This is a genomic window from Succinimonas amylolytica DSM 2873, assembly GCF_000378405.1.
Taxonomy (GTDB): Bacteria; Pseudomonadota; Gammaproteobacteria; order Enterobacterales; family Succinivibrionaceae; genus Succinimonas; species Succinimonas amylolytica.
Map to the genome: position 1 here is coordinate 1,257,149 of NZ_KB899636.1, position 20,236 is coordinate 1,277,384.

The 20,236-nt window shown below is 48.7% G+C and carries 15 protein-coding genes and 2 tRNA genes; 16 read left to right on the plus strand and 1 reads right to left on the minus strand.

Translation table 11 applies throughout. The features are described 5' to 3' along the window. Positions 1-92 precede the first annotated feature (92 nt). From dnaK to greA, 3 genes are all read left to right on the plus strand, one after another. Positions 93-2,024: a molecular chaperone DnaK gene (dnaK, locus tag F557_RS0105665; RefSeq protein WP_019001276.1), complete on the plus strand. Its 1,932-nt coding sequence runs from the start codon at positions 93-95 to the stop codon at positions 2,022-2,024. Positions 2,025-2,135: 111 nt separating this feature from the next. Continuing rightward, positions 2,136-3,287, plus strand: coding sequence for a molecular chaperone DnaJ (gene dnaJ, locus F557_RS0105670; protein WP_019001277.1), 1,152 nt, complete (start codon positions 2,136-2,138; stop codon positions 3,285-3,287). A gap of 203 nt (positions 3,288-3,490) precedes the next feature. Further along, complete coding sequence (gene greA / locus F557_RS0105675; RefSeq protein WP_019001278.1) at positions 3,491-3,979, plus strand: transcription elongation factor GreA; 489 nt, start codon at positions 3,491-3,493, stop codon at positions 3,977-3,979. A gap of 601 nt (positions 3,980-4,580) precedes the next feature. On the opposite strand, the gene yhbY is transcribed toward greA, so the two are convergent. Then, the gene (yhbY, locus tag F557_RS0105680) at positions 4,581-4,877 is read right to left on the minus strand and encodes a ribosome assembly RNA-binding protein YhbY (protein ID WP_019001279.1); all 297 of its coding nucleotides are present in this window, start codon (positions 4,875-4,877) and stop codon (positions 4,581-4,583) included. A 198-nt stretch (positions 4,878-5,075) separates the two neighbouring features. On the opposite strand from yhbY, the gene rlmE reads away from it, so the two are divergent. From rlmE to F557_RS0105755, 13 genes are all read left to right on the plus strand, one after another. Then, positions 5,076-5,729, plus strand: coding sequence for a 23S rRNA (uridine(2552)-2'-O)-methyltransferase RlmE (rlmE, locus tag F557_RS0105685; protein ID WP_019001280.1), 654 nt, complete (start codon positions 5,076-5,078; stop codon positions 5,727-5,729). 21 nt (positions 5,730-5,750) lie between these two features. Then, entirely contained in the window at positions 5,751-7,703 is a 1,953-nt protein-coding gene (gene ftsH / locus F557_RS0105690) for an ATP-dependent zinc metalloprotease FtsH (protein WP_019001281.1), read from the plus strand. 101 nt (positions 7,704-7,804) lie between these two features. Continuing rightward, the gene (gene folP, locus F557_RS18970; RefSeq protein ID WP_044142641.1) at positions 7,805-8,686 is read left to right on the plus strand and encodes a dihydropteroate synthase; all 882 of its coding nucleotides are present in this window, start codon (positions 7,805-7,807) and stop codon (positions 8,684-8,686) included. Between the two features lie 54 nt (positions 8,687-8,740). Beyond that, positions 8,741-10,081 (plus strand): phosphoglucosamine mutase, encoded by a 1,341-nt coding sequence (glmM, locus tag F557_RS0105700; RefSeq protein ID WP_019001284.1) that lies wholly within the window; start codon positions 8,741-8,743, stop codon positions 10,079-10,081. A 179-nt stretch (positions 10,082-10,260) separates the two neighbouring features. Continuing rightward, positions 10,261-10,737, plus strand: coding sequence for a preprotein translocase subunit SecG (secG, locus tag F557_RS23580; RefSeq protein WP_019001285.1), 477 nt, complete (start codon positions 10,261-10,263; stop codon positions 10,735-10,737). 25 nt (positions 10,738-10,762) lie between these two features. Continuing rightward, a tRNA-Leu gene (locus F557_RS0105710) sits at positions 10,763-10,847 on the plus strand. 70 nt (positions 10,848-10,917) lie between these two features. After that, a tRNA-Leu gene (locus tag F557_RS0105715) sits at positions 10,918-11,002 on the plus strand. 190 nt (positions 11,003-11,192) lie between these two features. After that, complete coding sequence (rlmKL, locus tag F557_RS0105725; protein WP_019001287.1) at positions 11,193-13,430, plus strand: bifunctional 23S rRNA (guanine(2069)-N(7))-methyltransferase RlmK/23S rRNA (guanine(2445)-N(2))-methyltransferase RlmL; 2,238 nt, start codon at positions 11,193-11,195, stop codon at positions 13,428-13,430. Beyond that, positions 13,430-15,346, plus strand: a complete 1,917-nt coding sequence (locus F557_RS0105730; protein WP_019001288.1) for an ATP-binding cassette domain-containing protein — start codon at positions 13,430-13,432, stop codon at positions 15,344-15,346. The genes rlmKL and F557_RS0105730 overlap by 1 nt, the downstream gene beginning before the upstream one ends. A gap of 16 nt (positions 15,347-15,362) precedes the next feature. Next, the gene (locus F557_RS0105735) at positions 15,363-17,171 is read left to right on the plus strand and encodes a DUF3466 family protein (protein WP_019001289.1); all 1,809 of its coding nucleotides are present in this window, start codon (positions 15,363-15,365) and stop codon (positions 17,169-17,171) included. Next, positions 17,171-18,061 (plus strand): PHP domain-containing protein, encoded by an 891-nt coding sequence (locus F557_RS0105740; RefSeq protein ID WP_019001290.1) that lies wholly within the window; start codon positions 17,171-17,173, stop codon positions 18,059-18,061. Before F557_RS0105735 ends, F557_RS0105740 begins: the two co-directional genes overlap by 1 nt. A gap of 337 nt (positions 18,062-18,398) precedes the next feature. Continuing rightward, positions 18,399-19,022, plus strand: coding sequence for an L-threonylcarbamoyladenylate synthase (locus F557_RS0105750; RefSeq protein ID WP_019001292.1), 624 nt, complete (start codon positions 18,399-18,401; stop codon positions 19,020-19,022). A 72-nt stretch (positions 19,023-19,094) separates the two neighbouring features. After that, positions 19,095-19,880 (plus strand): glycosyltransferase family 2 protein, encoded by a 786-nt coding sequence (locus tag F557_RS0105755; protein ID WP_019001293.1) that lies wholly within the window; start codon positions 19,095-19,097, stop codon positions 19,878-19,880. Positions 19,881-20,236: the final 356 nt, after the last annotated feature.

Here is a 20,236-nt window from a genome sequence, read left to right on the forward strand (position 1 = left end):
GCAATTAGCCACCATGTAAAGGTCAGACGAGACAGGAACTACAGATACTGAAAGGCCTGTTGAAAAGATTACTAACTGGAGAAATACATACTATGGGTAAGATTATTGGTATTGACTTGGGTACTACCAATTCATGCGTTGCAGTTCTTGACAACGGTCAGACTAGAGTTCTGGAAAATGCGGAAGGAAAGCGTACCACTCCTTCTACGATTGGCTATACCGATAAGGGCGAGATTCTTGTGGGTGATGTTGCCAAGCGTCAGGCGGTAACCAATCCTGAAAACACCCTTTATGCGGTTAAGCGTCTCATCGGCCGACGTTTTGATGACGGAGAAGTTCAGAGAGACGTTTCTGTAATGCCCTACAAGATTGTGAGAGCTGACAACGGCGATGCCTGGGTTGCTCTCAAGGACGGCAAGAAGATGGCTCCGCCTCAGGTTTCTGCGGAAGTTCTCAAGAAGATGAAGAAGACTGCAGAGGATATTCTTGGCGAGAAGGTTACCGAAGCAGTTATTACTGTACCGGCATACTTCAATGACCAGCAGCGTCAGGCTACCAAGGACGCAGGAAGAATTGCCGGCCTTGAGGTCAAGCGTATTATCAACGAGCCTACCGCAGCTGCCATGGCTTATGGCGAGGATAAGGTTAAGGGCGAGAAGAAGATTGCCGTGTACGATTTCGGTGGCGGTACTTTCGATATTTCCATCATCGACATCGATGAAGACGGTGAGGGCGGTAAAACTTTTGAGGTTCTTTCCACCAATGGTAACACCCACCTGGGCGGTGAGGATATTGACAAGAGAGTAATCGACTTCCTCATTGATGATTTCAAGAAGACTAACGGTGTAGATCTCAGCAAGGATATTCTCGCACTTTCCCGTCTTAAGGAAGCTGCCGAAAAGGCCAAGATTGAGCTCTCTTCCGCTATGCAGACAGACATCAATCTGCCTTACATCACTGCTGATGCCACCGGTCCTAAGCACATGAACGTAACTATGACCCGTGCCAAGCTTGAGGCTCTGGTTCAGGATCTGGTCAACTCATCTCTGGAGCCGGTTAAGATTGCTCTTAACGATGCCAAGCTCAGCAAGAGCGATATTGACGATGTGCTTCTGGTGGGTGGTCAGACCCGTATGCCTCTTATTCAGCAGGTAGTTCGTGAGTTCTTCGGAAAGGATCCCCGCAAGGATGTTAATCCGGATGAGGCTGTTGCAGTGGGTGCCGCTATTCAGGGTGCCGTGCTTTCAGGCGACAAGAAGGACGTTCTCCTTCTGGACGTAACTCCGCTTTCTCTCGGTATTGAAACCATGGGCGGCGTAATGACTCCTCTTATCGAGAAGAATACCACCATTCCGACCAAGAAGAGCCAGATTTTCTCTACTGCTGAGGATAATCAGCCTGCTGTAACCATCAGAGTTCTCCAGGGCGAACGCAAGCGTGCTGCCGATAACAAGCTGCTCGGCAACTTCGATCTTACCGGTATTGCTCCGGCCCGTCGCGGTGTTCCTCAGATTGAGGTTACCTTTGACATCGATGCCGATGGCTGTATCCATGTAAGTGCCAAGGACAAGAATACCGGCAAGGAACAGAAGATTACTATTCAGTCCTCCTCAGGACTTTCTGAAGATGAGATTCAGAGAATGGTAAGAGACGCTGAGGCTCATGCCGAGGAAGACAAGAAGTTTGCCGAGCTGGCCACAGCCCGCAACGCTGCCGATCAGCTGGTTTCTTCTGTCAAGACTCAGCTCAGCGAAGCCGGTGATAAGGTTCCTGCCGATCTCAAGAAGAATATTGATGATGCAATTCAGGAACTGGAGACCGCTGCCAAGGGCGATAGCAAGGAAGCCATTGAAGCAGCTCAGAAGAAGCTGATGGATATCTGCGGTGCTTTGCCTCAGTATACTCAGTCCGGTTCTCAGGGGCAGCCTCAGGAGCAGCCTTCTCAGGATTCAGCTTCCTCTTCCGCTAAGGATGACGGCAATACTATGGATGCCGAATTCGAAGACGTTAAGGATGAGAAGTAATTCTGTCGGTTCGGGATTCGGGATGTCCGAATCCTCATAATGATTGAGACGGATACTGCTTTCGTTTGCGGTATCCGTTGTTGTTTGATTAAGATTTAGGGTGTCCTAACTATGGCCGAAAAACGTGATTATTACGAAGTGCTGGGTGTTGACAAGAGTGCTGATGCTCAGACTATCAAGAAGGCATTCAGACGCCTGGCAATGAAGTATCATCCTGACCGTAATCATGAGGCTGGAGCTGCTCAGAAGTTTGAAGAAATTAATGAGGCTTATTCAGTTCTGAGCGATCCCAACAAAAAAGCTGCCTACGATCAGTTCGGATTTGCCGGAGTGGATCCTAACAATGCTGGTGCCGGCGGTTTTGGTGGCGGTTTTGGCGGCGGTGATTTCAGCAGCATGTTCGGGGATATTTTCGGAGATATCTTCGGAAACAGACGCGGTGGAGGCAATGGTCCCAGAGAGCAGCCCGGAGATGATGTCGAGAAGCTTATTGATATTACTCTTGAAGAGGCAGCCTGCGGTTGCGAAAAGCAGATTGAGATCAGTACCTATGTTCCCTGCGATACCTGTCACAGTACCGGATGCAAGGATGGCAGCAAGCCTCAGACGTGTTCTCACTGTCATGGCACTGGCAGAGTACAGATGCGACAGGGGTTCTTTGCAGTCGAGCAGACCTGTCCGTACTGCCACGGTACCGGCAAGGAAATATCCAATCCCTGCTCAAGCTGCCAGGGTACCGGCCGCGTAGTGAAGAAGATCAAGGAAAAGGTTACTATTCCTGCAGGTGTTACCACCGGTAACAGACTGCGTCTTAACGGCAAGGGGGAAGCAGGCCTTAACGGAGCGCCGTCCGGAGATCTGTATATTGTTATCAGAGTCAAGCCGCATAAAATCTTTGAACGAGATGGCAACGATCTTCACGTGGAAGTTCCTATCAGCTTCTGCACCGCAGCTCTGGGAGGCAAGGTTGAGGTTCCGACATTGTCGGGAAGGATCAGTCTTACCATCAGTGAGGGCACCCAGACCGGAACCAGACTTCGGGTACCCGGTAAGGGCATCAAGAGCATTCAGGGAACCCGTACGGGGGATCTCTACTGTCATATACTGGTGGAAACTCCGGTTAAACTCAGCGATGAGCAGAAGAAGATTCTGCGCAGCTTCGAGGCTTCTCTGGGCGAAGGCAAGAGTTCTGGTAGCCATGAACCCAACAAGGAGAGTTTTATGCAGAAGGCAAAGAAATTCTTTGATGATCTGAAGGGGTAAGCTTGCGGATCTGAAACGACCTTCTCGACGTTATTGTGACTCAGGCTGGTATTTTGTTTTGTTTGTTATGCTAGAATACCGGCGTTTCAGGTTTGAATGACGTTCCGGTAGCGAAACCGGGATCCGGTGATATGGTCAGTAACAAAAGAGTCCTGCTTGGTGGCGGGGCTCGTTTTTTTATTGTTTTTTAAGGAGACGGAGTGATGGAAAAGACTCCAATGACAGTGGCAGGGGCCGAGCAGCTTCGCAAGGATCTTGATTTTTTGAAGACAGTGGAAAGACCCCGTATCAGCAATGCAATTGCCGAAGCCCGCGAACATGGTGATTTGAGCGAAAATGCCGAATATGCTGCGGCCCGCGAGGAGCAGGGCATTTGTGAAGCCAAGATCAAGAATATGGAGGCCCAGCTGGCTACAGCGGAAATTATCGATGTTACCAGACTGAAAAAAGTTCCAGACAGTGAACGTAAGGTGGTTTTTGGAGCAACGGTAAAGCTGGAAAGGGATGATAATGGCGAAGAGGTAACCTACAAAATTGTCGGAGACTACGAGGCTGATGTTACCAAGGGCTTTATCAGTTATAAGACTCCTATTGCCAGAGCTCTTATGGGAAAGTTTCCCGATGACGATGTAGTAGTGGTTATTCCTCGGGGAAAGATGGAGTACTACATCAAGGAAGTACTGTATATCTGATGCCGGTTTTCTGATAACGGTATTCCGAAAACTGCCCGGAGATAGCTCCGGGTTTTTGTTTCAGAAAGGAGCGGTTTTAGCAGAATCGGACAAGTCCGTTCCCCAATGTAGCTCTTGATTCCTGAGTAAACCCAGGCTGGCCCTAAATTAGCGGCATAGTGTTTTTTTGTTTTTGATACGCAGGTGGTAAGCTGCGTAATAATGTCTCCCTGATTCGTAGCTGAAAACATAAATCTGAAGTAAATATGACAAGGCTGGGAAGCAGTGTCAGAACTCACTGCAGAATAATAGATTTAGGGGCAGATATGAGTTACGACAGGATCAGGGAACGGATTGCAGTCATAGGAAAAATACGCATGCTGCGAGATTTTTGAGAAAAGATTATTTAAACGGTGCGTGCAAAAAAAGCCTGCATTATGGCAGTGGTGGAATTCTTGTCACGATGCTCTCTTCACAATCTGAAGCTCGTGCCAAGCTGGGACTGATACGCGGGCCAGTACCCAGGAATAATGAAAGGTCCTGATGGAAAAACAGGCAGCACAGTCCTGCTGGATTGGTAAGATGTAATACAACTGGAAAGGTTGTAATCAATGAAGAGCGGTTATTCTTTCGGAAGCTGAAACTGGGACTTTTCCTTCCGTTTTCTGAATAACGTGGCATTGCTGCCCACAATTTGCACCAGGCCGGAATCGGTCTTTGCGGCAATTTCTGCGGCCACGGACTCTCTGGTTTCGCGTTCGCCGGCAATTTTGATTTTGATGAGCTCGTGAGCCGTGAGAGCACAGTCAGCTTCCTTTATGAGATTTTCGGTGATTCCCTTCTGGCCCACCATGACTACCGGCTTCAGATTATGAGCTTTTGATTTCAGATAAAGTTTCTGTTTTACGGTCAGTTCCATTTCGTATTTTCTCCTGAAAAAGCCTGCCGATTATAGCTGATATGAGGTGTTTTTTCAAAAAAGTAATTGTGTGATCATATTGTTCCGGGAGCATGTTTTTATTTGTGGGAATGGTGTTATTAGGCTAAAATTATTTATCGATTTTTGTGATATTTTATGGAACAAGGCCGTCTGCGACCTTATTTTTCTCAATCCAGTATGACCAGAAAGAAAAGAACCGCCAGTCAGGCCCGCTGGCTCAAAGAGCACTTTGACGATGTTTATGTTCAGGAGGCTCACAAGCAGGGACTCAGATCCCGGGCCAGCTTTAAAATTGAAGAAATTCAGGAACGGGATCGTCTTATAAGACCTGGCTATAAGGTCGTGGATCTCGGTGCGGCACCTGGAGGCTGGTCAGAATATGCCGTGACCTGCGTGGGTGATACCGGCAGAGTGGTGGCCTGCGACATTCTTCCCATGACTCCGATTAATGGTGTGGATTTTATTCAGGGTGATTTCCGGGAACAGGAGGTTCTGGACCGGCTTCTGGAAATCGTGGGAGAGAGCAGGGTAGATGTGATTCTCTCTGATATGGCTCCCAATATGTCCGGCAATCCCGGTGTTGATCAGCCGCGGGCCATGTATCTTGTGGAACTGGCCTTTGATATGTGCCGGCAGATACTAAAGAGAGGCGGCTCCTTTGTGGTCAAAGTTTTCAACGGTCAGGGCAGTCAGGAATATCTCAGACTTCTGAGAGAATCCTTCGATGTGGTAAAGGTCAGAAAGCCTGATGCCTCCAGAGCAAGATCCCGTGAGGTCTATTTTGTGGGCATTGGTTTTAAGGGCGTTCAGGAACAGGAATTTTTTCGCTAGATTTTAAGGAAATCAGTTTCGATGTTTAAAAATCTTTTTCTTTGGCTGATTGTGGCGCTGGTGATCATTTTTGCGGTGGAAGCCGTGAATGAAGCAGATTCGGCCTCGCAGGAAAATAATTACGTAGCGTTCAAGAAGCAGCTGGCGAACGGTGATATCAGCTCTGTGAAAATTGATGGCCGGGTTATTACCGGGTTGCGCCGTGACGGCAGGCAGTTCACCGTTGTTCTTCCGCTGACGGATCCGTCTCTCTTGCCGAAGCTTGAGGAGATGAATGTGGAGACTACCGGGGTGAAGCCTCAGGAGCCCAGCATCATGATGTCGATTCTCATCTCCTGGTTCCCGATGCTGCTTCTTATCGGAGTATGGATTTTCTACATGAGAGCTGCTCAGGGCGGCGGACACGGGGCTCTGGGCTTTTCCAAGAGCAAGGCCAAGCTGATGAGCGAATCCGATGTAAAGACAACCTTTGCCGACGTAGCCGGATGTGATGAAGCCAAGGAAGAAGTCAAGGAAGTGGTGGACTATCTCCGGGATCCCAGCAAGTACCGCAAGCTCGGAGGCAAGATTCCTCGCGGCGTGCTTCTGGTCGGGCAGCCTGGTACCGGCAAGACACTGCTGGCTAAGGCAATTTCCGGAGAAGCAAAAGTTCCTTTCTATTCGATTTCCGGCTCCGATTTTGTGGAAATGTTTGTGGGTGTCGGTGCTTCCCGTGTGCGCGACATGTTTGCCACCGCCAAGAAGCACGCACCCTGCATTATATTCATCGACGAAATTGATGCCGTGGGCCGCAAGAGATCTGCCGGTTTCGTAGGAGGCCAGGATGAAAGAGAACAGACTCTGAATCAGCTCCTGGTGGAGATGGATGGCTTTGAAGGGCATGAGGCAGTGATTGTCATTGCCGCTACCAACCGTCCGGATGTTCTGGATTCTGCCCTGCTACGTCCGGGACGTTTTGACCGGCAGGTGACAGTTGGACTTCCTGATGTCAAGGGGCGCGAGCAGATTCTGGCAGTGCATATGAGAAAGGTTCCCACTTCCGGAGATGTGAATATCGGGGTTCTGGCCCGCGGTACTCCGGGATTTTCCGGAGCAGAGCTGGCAAATCTTGTTAATGAGGCAGCTCTTTCTGCAGCCCGTACCGACAAGAGAATGGTTACCATGGCTGATTTCGAGCTGGCAAAAGACAAGCTTCTTATGGGAACCGAGCGTCGTTCCATGGCTATGAATGAACACGAAAAGGAAAATACCGCATATCATGAATCAGGTCATGCCATTGTCGGCAAGCTGGTTCCTGATCATGACCCGGTGTATAAGGTTTCCATTATTCCCAGAGGTCGTGCACTGGGTGTTACCATGTATCTTCCAGAAAACGATCGCTTCAGTCACAGCAGGCAGTATCTGGAGTCAATGATAGCTTCCCTGTACGGAGGCAGAATTGCCGAGGAGCTGATTTTCGGAAATGAAATGGCTACTACCGGTGCGGCCAATGATATTGAAAAGGCTACCGGTATTGCCAGAAATATGGTGCTCCGCTGGGGATTCAGCTCTCGTCTCGGAGCTCAGCTTCTGGAGAATGATCAGACTGAGTCCTATTATTACGGCGGCGGTTCATCACAGCTTCAGGGGATGAGTGAAGCATCCCGGGAAATGATTGATGCCGAGATTCGCGATATTCTCACCCGTAATTATAATCGTGCCAGGAAGATTCTCGAAGAAAATATGGATATTCTTCATGCCATGAAGGATGCTCTGATGAAATATGAAACCATTGATGCCGAACAAATTGAGGATCTGATGGCCAGAAGACCTGTTCGGGATATCGTTTCAGGAACTTCTGACGGATCAGCCGGTTCTGGTGATGGCAAGTCCGGAGATATTCCAAAGGAAAAGTCGGAAATGCCTAAGGATACCTCTGTCCTGGGTGACGGAACTGAAAGCTCGGATTCCGCCAGCCAGGGAATCAGAGATTGAAGCTGGGTTGTTAGCCCCTTTTCTCGCAGAAAGGGGTTTTGTTTTTTAGCTGATTTTTTTTTAAGCTTTTCAGCGTTATTTTGCGGGCTGGGGAATTTTTTATGAAACTCACTTTCAGAAACCGGGAGCTGGATCTTACGGCACCGAAAATCATGGGAATACTGAATGTAACTCCGGATTCCTTTTCTGACGGAGGCACCCATAATAAGCTTGATGATGCCGTGCGTCATGCTGAGAGAATGGTACGGGAAGGCGCCCAGATTATCGATGTAGGCGGAGAATCTACCAGACCGGGAGCCGGAGAGGTTTCTGTTGCTGAGGAACTTAACAGGGTTATTCCGGTGGTGGAGAAGATTTCCCGGGAGCTGGATGTCATGATTTCCCTGGATACTTCAAAACCGGAGGTGATGAGCGAGGGGCTTAATGCCGGTGCTCATTTGATTAACGATATCCGGGCTCTTCAGGTTCCGGGAGCAATGGAGATTGTCGCCAAAGCCGGCTGTCCTGTTTGCCTCATGCACATGCAGGGAGATCCTCTTCATATGCAGGAGAATCCGACCTATAACGATCTTTTAGGCGACATCAACCAGTTTTTCTATGAAAGAATAGATATGTGTCTTAATGCCGGAATCAGGCGAAACAATATAATTGTCGATCCCGGTTTTGGTTTTGGAAAGACTCTGGAACAAAATTATGAGCTTATGGGACGTCTGGACACCTTTGCTTCTTTTGGTCTGCCTCTTCTGGTGGGCGTGTCCCGGAAATCCATGATTGGAAATCTGCTGCGGGTTCCTGTGGAGGAGAGAGTATACGGTTCGGTTGGTCTAGCTCTGTACGCGGTGAATAAGGGGGCGCATATTATCCGGGTTCATGACGTAAGAGCTACCTTTGATGCCCTGAAATGCTGGGAGTATGCCAACGTGTTTTCACATAAGGCTCCCCGCCTCAAGCAAATTTTTAAGCTGCATAAAGGCAGCAGATAACGCGGCCGGACTGTCCTGAGACGGTACTATGCCAGCAGACTGGAGAAAATGTAAATGCAGAGAAAATATTTTGGAACAGACGGCGTAAGAGGGAAGGTTGGAGAGTATCCGATAGTTCCTGATTTTGTAATGAAGCTGGGCTGGGCGGCTGGAAAGGTGCTTTCCGAAACCGGAACCAAAAAGGTTGTTATCGGCAAGGATACCAGAATATCCGGCTATATGCTGGAGGCTGCTCTGGAAGCCGGTTTCAGCGCTGCCGGAGTAGATTCCGTATTGCTGGGGCCGATGCCGACTCCGGCTGTAGCCTATCTCACGAAGGCGTTCAGAGCGGAGGCCGGTGTTGTTATCAGCGCCTCTCATAACCCCTTTTACGACAACGGCATAAAGTTCTTTTCAAAGGATGGCACAAAGCTTCCTGATGAAGTGGAGCTTAAAATTGAGTCCCTTATGGAACATGAGATGACGGTAGCCGAGTCCCGGTATCTGGGCAAGGCTTCCCGCAAGGAAGATGCTCCTGGACGCTATATTGAATTCTGCAAGAGCTCCTTCCCCAATATTTACTCTCTTGCTGGTATTCGTATTGTGGTTGACTGTGCCCACGGTGCTACCTACCAGGTGGCGCCTGATGTATTCCGGGAACTTGGAGCCGAGGTTATAGCCATTGGTAATGCCCCAAACGGACTTAATATCAATGACGGCTACGGATCCACTCATCCGGAGAACCTGATTCTTAATGTTCTAAAGTACAGGGCGAACCTGGGCATCGCCTTTGACGGCGACGGAGATCGGGTGATGATGGTGGATGAGCATGGTCATCTTTTGGACGGGGATATTCTTCTGTATATCATTGCCAGGTACCAGAAAAATTTGGGCCGTCTGGAAGGAGGTGTAGTGGGAACCCAGATGTCAAATCTGGGATTTGAACATGCCCTGAAGCGTCTGGAGATTCCTTTTTCGAGAGCCAAGGTTGGGGATCGCTACGTTATGGAGCAGCTTCTCGAGAAGGGATGGAAGTTAGGCGGGGAAAACTCCGGGCATATTATCAGTCTGAAGCATACTACTACTGGAGACGGCATTATCAGCGCGCTGCAGGTGCTTCGTGCCATGTGCGAAGAGGGAAAGGAGCTCAGCGAAATGCATCAGGATATTGAGCTTTATCCCCAGGTGCTCATCAATGTCAGGCTGATAGCCGGATTTGATGCTCTCAGCGATGAGAAGGTACAGGAGACTGTGCGCGAAGCCGAAAGACGTCTCGGAGATCAGGGGAGAATTCTTCTCCGCAAATCGGGAACCGAGCCTTTGGTACGTGTGATGGCCGAGGGATATGATGATGCTCTGGTCAGGGAACTGGCCTCTGGCATAGCTGATGTTATTGTGAAGCAGAGTCAGAACTGACGCAGAGGACTGATTGCGTATATCGAATCAAAGATTTTTTCTCAAAAATGGTGAAATTTGGGTGTTTTTTGACCGATTAGGGAACAAAATTAAAAAAATATCAAAAATCGCTTGTAAAGATAAAAATCTTTGTTAGAATAGCCCGCGTTGAATGACAAGGTTGAAGGAACATTACGACAATGACACTGGCTTATGCGATACTTCTGGTGCTCTTTCTCGTAGTTGCCGTTCTTCTTGTTGCGTTTATACTTGCGCAGCAGGGAAAAGGAGCAGGTATGGGAGCATCTTTCGGAGCAGGTGCAGCCAATACATTGTTCGGTGCTGCCGGAAGTGGTAACTTTTTTACGAAGAGTACCTGGATCTTAGCATTCACACTTTTTGCAATTTGTCTTGCTTTAGGCTATATTAATAACCACAGAGATCACGGTAATACCACCTTTGATCATATTGAAGATGGTGTTAAGACTGAGGAAGCTGCTGTTGCTCCGGATTTGACTGAAAATACCGACGGTAAGGCAGGTGTCAAGGTTGAAAAGGTTGATGATAAATCGGCTCCGGAATCTGATAGTGCAGCGGCTGTTGCAAAAGGCGGTAAGGATACTGCGTCTGAAGTAGTTGCAGACGAAAAGGCAGGTCAGCCAGACAGTCAGAAGTAATTGCTGACAGCCTTTACCCGAATGTGCCCGGGTGGTGGAATTGGTAGACACGCTACCTTGAGGTGGTAGTGAGTAAAATCGTGAGGGTTCAAGTCCCTCCTCGGGTACCAGATATTAAGCACTTACTTTTATGCTGAATCTTGCGAATTATATTTGTTGAGTTTTCAGTTTTTGAATTGTGCCCAGATGGTGGAATTGGTAGACACGCTATCTTCAGGTGGTAGTGAGTAAAATCGTGAGGGTTCAAGTCCCTCTCTGGGTACCATTTCAGTTCTTCTTTTTCAATCTTTTACATTTTCTTTTTTTCTCTTTTTGGAATCAGAATTAGCTGTCATCTTTCTGGGTGTGCTGTACGCGTTGTTGCTTACTGGGCGCTTCATTCCTGTTTTCCGGAATGAATACTATCAGAATTGCTGTTTTGATATAATACTCAGGCTTAAAACGAGGTTTTTTATATGCTGAATTATTTTGCAGCCTGTCCCCGGGGGCTTGAAGGACTGCTTCGTGAGGAGCTTGAAGCCGCCGGTGCCGAAAATGTCAAAGAGACTGTAGCCGGAGTCAGCTTTTCCGGAACCATGGAAACAGGAATCAGAACCTGTCTGGAAACCAGATTTGCCACTAGGGTGCTTCTGGCTCTGGGAACCTTTTATGCCGGTGATGATATTAATTTCTATAACGGAGCCTACAGCCTGCATTATGAGGATTATTTTGACAATCAGGCTACTATTGCAGTGGATTTTAACGGCAAGAGTGACTTCATCAGAAATACCCAGTACGGAGCTGTGCGGATCAAGGATGCCATCTGCGATCGTTTTTCCAGACTGACCGGGCATCGGCCCAGTGTTGACAGAGAAGCTCCGGATATACGTATCAATGCCCATCTTGATAAAAAATCCAATGTAACTGTCTCTATTGATCTTTCCGGTGAATCCCTGCACCGCCGCGACTATCGTACCGGAGCGGGAGCTGCCCCTTTGAAGGAAAATCTGGCTCAGGCCATTATATCCAGAAGCGGATATGTAACCGGCAATGTGGTGGATCCCATGTGCGGTTCCGGAACCCTGCTTATTGAGGCGGCCATGAAGGCAGCTGATATTGCACCGGGACTCCTGAGACGGCGGTACGGTTTTTCCGGGCTTAAAAATTTTGATGCCTCCCTTCTGGCACGTCTTAAAGCAAATGCGCGAGAAAGAGCGGAGGCCGGTAAAAAGCGTCTTAAGGCTGCAAATATCAGGTTCTACGGTTTTGACAGTGATCCAGCCGTCATAGCGCGGGCTAGGGAGAATATTCAGAAGGCTGGCCTGGATGAGCTGATTCAGGTTGAGGTGTCTGATATCCATAGTCTCAGGAATCCCTTTCCTGAATCTGAGCCCGGAATTATAGTGTGCAATCCTCCTTATGGTGAAAGACTGGGGAATTTTGCGGAATTGCTGGAACTGTATGCGGCTCTTGGAAACAGAATAAGAAGCGAATTTCCGGGATGGCAGGCCGGAATTATTTCTTCATCTTCCGATCTTCTCAGCTGTCTCAGACTCAGGGCGGATCGGACATACCGGCTGTTCAACGGAGCATTGGCCTGCGAGCTTCGTACTTTTCGGATAAAAAAGGATGACGCTCCGGGAGCCGAAAGCGAGAATTCAGTGGCAGCGGAAAGTACTGATCGAACTGTTCCTGCGGTGTCAGAAGCCGCACAGGATTCGCAAAGCGAGATGAAAGCAATTATTGCCGAGGATTTTGCCAACAGACTTCGCAAGAATCTAAAGAAGTTCCGGCGCTGGGCTGACAGGGAAGGACTTGAAGCCTACCGCATTTATGATGCGGATCTTCCGGAATATGCCGCAGCTATCGATCTTTATGGCGGTTATGCCCTGGTACAGGAATATCAGGCTCCTAAAAGTGTTCCGGAAAAAACCGCACATCAGAGAATGCTCAATCTTCTGGCAGCTGTGGTTCAGGTGCTGGAGATTCCCGGAGAGAATGTCATTCTTAAGGTGCGAGAACGCAAAAAGGGCGACAGTCAGTACGAAAAGCTTGATGAAACCAGAAGAACTCTTCTTGTAAGAGAATATGGCATCTCCTTTATTGTCAACCTCTGGGATTATCTGGATACCGGACTGTTTCTTGATCACAGACTAGTGCGTCGGATGGTGGGTGAAATGAGCCGTGATCGTGACGTTCTCAATGTCTTTGCCTATACCGGAAGTGCCAGTGTTTATGCGGCGGTTAACGGAGCCCGCAGTGTGACCACTGTTGATATGAGTCGTACCTATCTTAGCTGGGCCCGGGACAATATGAAGGCCAATGGCATTAAAAATCCCCGTAATGTTTTTGTGCAGGCGGACTGTCTTAAATGGCTCAAAACCTGTCCGGATCGTTTTGATCTGATTTTTGCTGATCCGCCGACGTTTTCAAATTCCAGAAGAATGGCCGAAAGCTTTGATGTTCAGAGAGATCACGTTGCTCTGCTCCGGGATTTGGTAAGGCTTTTGAGGCCGGAAGGCGTTATTGTTTTTTCCAATAACCGCCGGAATTTTCAGCTGGATGCTGCGGAGGTGTCCGGACTGGGGCTGGACATCGAGGATGTGTCTCTCAGAACGCTTCCGGAAGATTTCAGCCGTAACAGGAAAATTCACTGCTGCTTTGTGCTGCGCAGAAAATCCGCCAGGTTTGAAGATGCCGAGAGGAATTCCTGATGTCTCTGATTACTCTGGATAACATTTATCTGTCCTATAGTGCGGCCCCCATTTTTGATATGGCTTCCCTGTCGGTGGAAGAACGCGAAAGAGTAGCGGTGGTGGGACGAAACGGTGCGGGAAAATCCACACTGCTTAGAATTCTGGATGGCAGCATAAAGACTGACGACGGTCGCAGAATCGTCAGACAGGGACTGCGTATTTCCCGGCTGGAACAGGATCCGCCGGCACATCTCTGCCTTCCGGTATATTGCTATGCGGCTTCAGGAGTTCCCGGTGTGGGTACAGCGCTTGCAGAATATTATGAGCTTCTCAGAAATCCGGAAAATCACCAGAGCCGTATTTCTGAACTTGGAGAGATTATCGAGGCCGGGCATGGCTGGCCGTGTGATACCGAGGTACGGCGCATTCTTAGTCTAATGAAGCTGGATCCTGATGCCGAAATGGCGTCTCTGAGCGGAGGATGGCTCCGCAAGGTGGCCCTGGCCCGGGCTCTTGCGGCATCTCCGGATCTGCTGCTTTTGGATGAGCCTACCAACCATGTGGATATTCCGGCTATTCTGTGGCTTCAGGAATTTATCAGGGATTTTCATGGGGCGGTAGTTTTTATTTCCCATGATCGTAGCTTTATCAATGCCGTTGCCACCAGAGTTATTGACGTGGATCGCGGAAGAATTTCCTCTTTTCCGGGTAATTTCGACAGCTATATTGAGGCTAAGAAGGAGGCTCTCCGGCTGGAGGAGCTTCGCAATCAGGATTTTGACAGACGCCTTTCTATTGAGGAGGCCTGGATTCGGAAGGGAATCAAAGCCCGGCTTACCAGATCCGACAGCCGGGTACGCCGGCTTAAGGAGATGCGCCGGGAGCATCAGGAGCGGCGAAAGAGACTGGGAAATGCGCATCTTAGGATTGACAGCGGAGAACTGTCGGGAAAAATTGTCTTCGAGATCACGGGACTTGGACTTCGAATCGGGGATCGGGAGCTTGTCAGAGATTTTTCTGCCTATGTGGTTCGGGGGGACCGAATTGGTATTGTTGGAGCCAACGGAACCGGCAAGACCACACTTATTAATGCACTTTTGGGAACGTTTAAGCCTGAGAGAGGAAATATTAAAACCGGGAGCCGTCTTGAGGTTGCTTTTTTTGATCAGTACCGGGAGCAGCTGGATCCTGAAAAATCGGTGATGGACAACCTGGCTCCCGGAAAAACAGAGGTGGAGATTGCCGGAAAGAAGCAGCATGTCTACAGCTATCTTCAGGACTTTCTGTTTTCAGCCGAAAGAGCCCGGACTCCGGTAAAAGCCCTGTCCGGGGGCGAGAAGAACCGTCTGCTTCTGGCCCGCATTTTTCTGAGGCCCTGCAACCTTCTGATTCTGGACGAACCCACCAACGATCTGGATATCGAAACGCTTGATCTTCTGGAGGAGCTTCTGGAGAATTACGGAGCTACCCTTATTGTGGTCAGCCATGATCGGTATTTTTTGGATCGGGTGGTTACCGAAACATGGTATTTTGATGGTACCGGAGGAGTTGAGAGCTTTATTGGCGGATATTCAGATGCCATGGCCGTACTGGAGGCCCGGGTTGCCTCAAAAAATACCGGAGACGGACGGGAAAATTCTGTTACAATCCGTGGAAGCTCTTCTCAGAACGGATCTGTTCGGGAAGAAAAGCCAAAATCTCGCCCTCGCCGGCTGTCCTTCAAGGAAGGGCGTGAGCTTGAGGCTCTGCCGCTGCGGATTGAAGAGCTGGAAACAGAAATTTCAGAGCTGGAGACGCTGTTCGGAAGCAGCGACTACGCAGCTCTGACTCCGGATGATATGAAGAAATATCAGGAAAAATATGCTTCCTGTCAGAGCGAACTGGAAAAATCCTACGCCCGCTGGGAGGAACTGGAATCAATAGCAAATCCTTAGAATACAGGAAATAGTGATGGTGTTGTCAGATAAATCGTTTGCTTTCAGATTGAGTTTGGGGTTGGGTCTTGCCGTTTTGTTCGGTGGTTCGGCGTATGCCGGAAGCACCGCTCCGGCTTTTTCGATTACCGAGGTAAACGGCGGAAAGTATGCCGAGTACGGTCCCTTTGCCATGGCCCTCAGTGAGGGGGAAAATCCCAAAGCTGCCTCGGTTTTTTATCGGCATAACATGTTTTCTTTGATGATGTTTGCGCCGCATCAGTATGATCTGGGACAGCATATCAAAAGGTACATGGACTGTTATGATATCCTGGATGGCAATGTTTGTGATTCCTACTGGGACGGTAAGGATACCTTCGCCTCAAAATGGCGTTATGAGATGCTTTATTATGTGCCTGAGGTTACTTCGGTGGTGGATTCGGTTTCCTCCGACGAAAATGCGGCTGTTTTTCTGAAAATTGACGAAAACGGCAATGGCGTTGGATACCGGGTTAATAAATCTGAATATAACAAGGATATCAACTACTATAGAAGAGAGGGAATTGCCAGTTTTAACGGGAAAACCTTTGTACTGCAGAATCCTTTGGGCTGGGAGGATAATCCGGAAGCCTACAAGGAGGTGGGCGGCTATGCCACGGCACTGACCTTTATAAAGCTTGACGATGGCAGGATTCTGGTCGGCGGTTACAGTTCTTTCGGCAAATATGACAGCGAGCTCAGAAAGACCCTTTTGTACTGCTATGCCGGCAACTGGAAATCGCATTCCGATTACCGGTCGTGTCCCGGCTTCAGAACCCAGGCTACTCTGTGGCTTGTCGATCCGGAAAACATGAGTGACGGCGAGGTTATTATCGGTCAGCAGGCGAAAGGATATATTGATATTTCCTCCAGCGAGAATGCTATAACTACTGCCGCCATTGTGGATTTTGCCAGAGTTGGTGACCGGACCGTGGCTGCGGGGTATTCGGCTACAGATGACTTCGGCAAGGGCTGGTCCACTGCAAATACCTCCTGCATATGGGATATTACCGTGGAAGGAGATGTCATTTCCATGGGAGACAGCTGCCTCGAGGTTCCGGGTCTTAACCGTCCGGGAAACCACGATAATGAAAATAACTATACCTGGGTTCAGGCAATCAGCAACAAAGGGGTGATTCTCTCTAACAGGAAGATGTACAAGAGCAAGAATTCCAATCGCCCGATGAACTTCGGCATATCCGGTTACGATGCTGACAATAATCTTACCTCTGTAACCTTTCCGGCTGATGATTATCCGTTCCGGGGGGCTAATTCCGAAGGGGCCGATATCAACAATTATTCCGTTGTGGTAGGCTGGTCCGACAATCCTGCAGACAAAAAGCCGGTAAATTTCGGAGTTGACCGGGCTCAGACCGGATTTATCTATACAGTGGCTGATAACTCTTTCAGGTATCTTAATGACTACATCTGCGGTAAGAACGAGAAGTCTGAGGCTGACTGCAGCCAGAACGGGGTTTATTACTATATCGAATGGCCGGTAGCTATAAATGATGCGGGAATTATTCTGGCCACAGCCTTCCGCTATGAAAACAGAGAGGACTGGGAGCAATACCGCAATGCCACTCCGGTAACGGTGATGCTGAAGCCTGATGCGGGAGTTTTTGTTATTGACGAGGAAAAGGGTACGGCTGTGCTTAATAATGAACGAGAGGTGGCCTATCCGGATGAATTAAAATCCTACAGTTCCAATTCGTCTCGCTCCAGGGGCGAAATCAGCATGTTCTGGCTGATGATTATTGCTCTGGGAAGTTTTTGTATCAGAAATAGGAAGCAGGGGGAATTTTGATGGATAACGATGGAAATTCCGGATTGGACGATGTTCATCTCTGGCCGATGCGTTATGATTTGCATTCTCATTCCAAAGCGTCAGACGGGCATTATACACCGGAAGAGCTGGTGGCACTCGCCCAGAAAAAAGGTGTTGAGGTACTGGCTCTGACAGATCACGATACCAGTGCCGGGGTGTCTCAGGCGGTTGCTGCCGGAAGGAAGCTGCGCATGCACGTGGTGTCCGGTATAGAGCTTTCATGTCTTTGGCACGGAAATCAGATTCATATTGTGGGACTTAGTATTAATTGCGGGTCTCCGGAACTCCAGGCCCTTGAAAAATCTCAGGCTGAGAAGCGTGATGCCAGAGCACGGGAAATCGGAATGCGTCTTGAAAAGCACGGCTTTAAGGATGCTTACGAAAATACCAAGGCTATGGCAGCTCCTGGAGCTTCCATTACCAGAGGCAACTATAGCAGCTATCTTTTCAAGGTTGGTGCCGGTCCTACAGAGGAGTACTGTTTTTCCCATTATCTTGACAAAGGAAAACCGGCCTATGTGGCTCCGGTATGGCCGGATCTTGAAACTATTGTAAAGACTGTTTTGGCGGCTGGAGGGATTCCGGTGCTGGCGCATCCCAGCCGTTACCAGCTGAATAACAACTGGGTTCTCAGGCTGGTCAGAGATTTTAAAAATTGCGGCGGGGAAGCCATGGAGGTCTCCAGTGCCATGCAGTCATTTTCTGAAAGAGAGCTTCTGACAAAGATTGCCAACAAGCATGAGCTGTTATGTTCCTGCGGATCGGATTTTCATCATGAGAAAACCAATCTGGATTTGGGAATTGATCTCAGTATCCCTGAGGGCGGAACACCAGTCTGGAAATCTCCGAAATTCAGACTGGAATGCTAATGCTGAAAGATATTCCTGATAAATCCGGAAACTTCTGGCAGTGATTATAGAGCGGATAGGTACCTTTGTTCCTGTCCGTTTTTGTTTTTGAGAAGAATAATGCGGCTCCGGAGAGTGTCGCTGGAGTTTCCCGGGAAAATATTCATCCTTCGGAAAAATTTTGCCTCGGGCCGCTTTTTGAAAACTGAAACTGTTACTTCAGCCGTGATTACCATTAAAATACCTGACTGCCTTGTGATACGGTTCGCGGAGAGGAGGTCTGCAGAAATGTTGTGGTGCCTGATATCCTGAACTGCGGTGGATTTTGAATAGTGACCAGATACGGGAGTGCGGTAATATGGCAGAGAGATTATATATTCATCCTGTAAATCCCCAGAACAGGAATATTCTGAGAGCCAGAGATCTTATTTTAGAAGGGGCGGTTACGGTACTGCCTACCGATTCCGGGTATGCTCTGGTGTGTCAGCAGGAAGATAAAAGGGCCCGGGAACGGATTCTCCGCATAAGAGAGGTGGACAGGTATCACAATTTTACCCTGCTGTGTTCGGATCTCAGCACGCTGTCCCTTTATGCACATGTGGATAACAGCTGTTTCCGGTTGATAAAGAACAATACTCCGGGCCCATATACGTTCATTTTGAAGGCAACCAAGGAGGTCCCCCGGAAGTTAATGAACGAAAAGAAAAAAACTATTGGTATCAGAGTTCCGGGTAATCCCATTATGAGAGCTCTTCTTGCGGAGCTTCCGGAACCGGTAATGAGTGTCAGCCTGATTCTTCCGGGAAAGGAGGTTGCCGAAAACGATCCGGATGAAATTGAGATTCAGCTGGGAAATCAGGTGGATCTGATTGTGGATGGCGGTTTTACGGCTGAAAAACCTACCACCGTGGTATCCATGGTGGATAGTGATGCCGTTGAAATCCTGAGACAGGGGGAGGGTGATGCGACGCCGTTTATGTAAACGGGATGCAGTAAACCTTAACCGGGGCTTTATACCCTGCAGAATTGAATTATAGAACCGGAAGGCTATTTTATGGAACAGATTACCGGGGTAATCATTACTCTTAACGAAGAAAGGCATATCGAGGCCTGTATTGAAAGCATGAAGAAGGTATGCTCCAGCATTATTGTGGTGGATTCCTGTTCCGGAGACAAAACCCGGGAGCTGGCTGAAAAAGCCGGGGCCAGGGTGGTGGTGCAGGAATATCTGGGAGATGGTCCTCAGAAGAACGTTGGACCGGATTTGTCTGATACGCCATGGGTGTTAAGTCTGGATGCTGACGAACGGCTTACTCCGGAAATGGTGGCGGAAATCAAAGCTCTGAATCTCGCGGAATCTCCGGTGCCGGCTTACGGATTTCCCAGGAAAAACTATATTGGAAGCCGCTGGATCCGGCATTCCGGCTGGTATCCGGATGTCTGTGTCCGGCTTTATGATCACCGGAAGGTGCGCTGGAAGGATGTGCGAATGCACTCCTTTGTTGAGACCCGGGATTTCAGGGTTCTGAAAGGGAATATCATTCATTATTCCTATCGGGGAATCGGAGAGCTATTCCGGAAGGCAGACAGCTATTCTAATGCCATTGCTAAAAATATGTATCAGAGGGGGAAAAGGGCTGGAGCATGGAGTCCTTTTCTGCATGGATTATCAGCACTGTTAAAGCATTATGTCATTAAGGGCGGTTTTCTGGACGGGGTTGATGGTATGACCGTCAGCATCAGCTCGGCAATTAATTCCTATCTCAAGTATGCCAAGCTTCTGGAGTTTCAGAGAGACTCTGAGATTCTGAAAAACGAAGATTTTTCGAAGGTATGGTAGACCTCATTCCAATAGGCGGTTAATTGCATCTGTCTGCCGGATTAAGAATTTACTGACTATTGCGGAGATAATGAAACAGCAAACATGTCATGGGACTTTACAGACCTTTATCAGGTAGGGGCCAGTGATTATGAGGATTACCCAGCTTTACAGAGGCGACATATTTCGTCCGCAGGTGTTTTCCCCGGAAAGGAAGATTATGTCGGATGGCAATGGTGGATTTGCGCAGTAGGTGATTTAAGGAACTGTGCATAAATAAATTTTACAAATTCGGGCTGATTGTGTAGTTCCAATCAGGGTGAAACTCATCACCAACTATGTTCAAAGATTTAAATTCTTCATCAGACACTTTGATT

Bases quoted from the DNA above. Each gene is read 5' to 3' on its own strand.
- dnaK (WP_019001276.1), top strand. From the start codon at position 93: ATGGGTAAGATTATTGGTATTGACTTGGGTACTACCAATTCATGCGTT.
- dnaJ (WP_019001277.1), top strand. From the start codon at position 2,136: ATGGCCGAAAAACGTGATTATTACGAAGTGCTGGGTGTTGACAAGAGT.
- greA (WP_019001278.1), top strand. From the start codon at position 3,491: ATGGAAAAGACTCCAATGACAGTGGCAGGGGCCGAGCAGCTTCGCAAG.
- yhbY (WP_019001279.1), bottom strand. From the start codon at position 4,877: ATGGAACTGACCGTAAAACAGAAACTTTATCTGAAATCAAAAGCTCAT.
- rlmE (WP_019001280.1), top strand. From the start codon at position 5,076: ATGACCAGAAAGAAAAGAACCGCCAGTCAGGCCCGCTGGCTCAAAGAG.
- ftsH (WP_019001281.1), top strand. From the start codon at position 5,751: ATGTTTAAAAATCTTTTTCTTTGGCTGATTGTGGCGCTGGTGATCATT.
- folP (WP_044142641.1), top strand. From the start codon at position 7,805: ATGAAACTCACTTTCAGAAACCGGGAGCTGGATCTTACGGCACCGAAA.
- glmM (WP_019001284.1), top strand. From the start codon at position 8,741: ATGCAGAGAAAATATTTTGGAACAGACGGCGTAAGAGGGAAGGTTGGA.
- secG (WP_019001285.1), top strand. From the start codon at position 10,261: ATGACACTGGCTTATGCGATACTTCTGGTGCTCTTTCTCGTAGTTGCC.
- rlmKL (WP_019001287.1), top strand. From the start codon at position 11,193: ATGCTGAATTATTTTGCAGCCTGTCCCCGGGGGCTTGAAGGACTGCTT.
- F557_RS0105730 (WP_019001288.1), top strand. From the start codon at position 13,430: ATGTCTCTGATTACTCTGGATAACATTTATCTGTCCTATAGTGCGGCC.
- F557_RS0105735 (WP_019001289.1), top strand. From the start codon at position 15,363: ATGGTGTTGTCAGATAAATCGTTTGCTTTCAGATTGAGTTTGGGGTTG.
- F557_RS0105740 (WP_019001290.1), top strand. From the start codon at position 17,171: ATGGATAACGATGGAAATTCCGGATTGGACGATGTTCATCTCTGGCCG.
- F557_RS0105750 (WP_019001292.1), top strand. From the start codon at position 18,399: ATGGCAGAGAGATTATATATTCATCCTGTAAATCCCCAGAACAGGAAT.
- F557_RS0105755 (WP_019001293.1), top strand. From the start codon at position 19,095: ATGGAACAGATTACCGGGGTAATCATTACTCTTAACGAAGAAAGGCAT.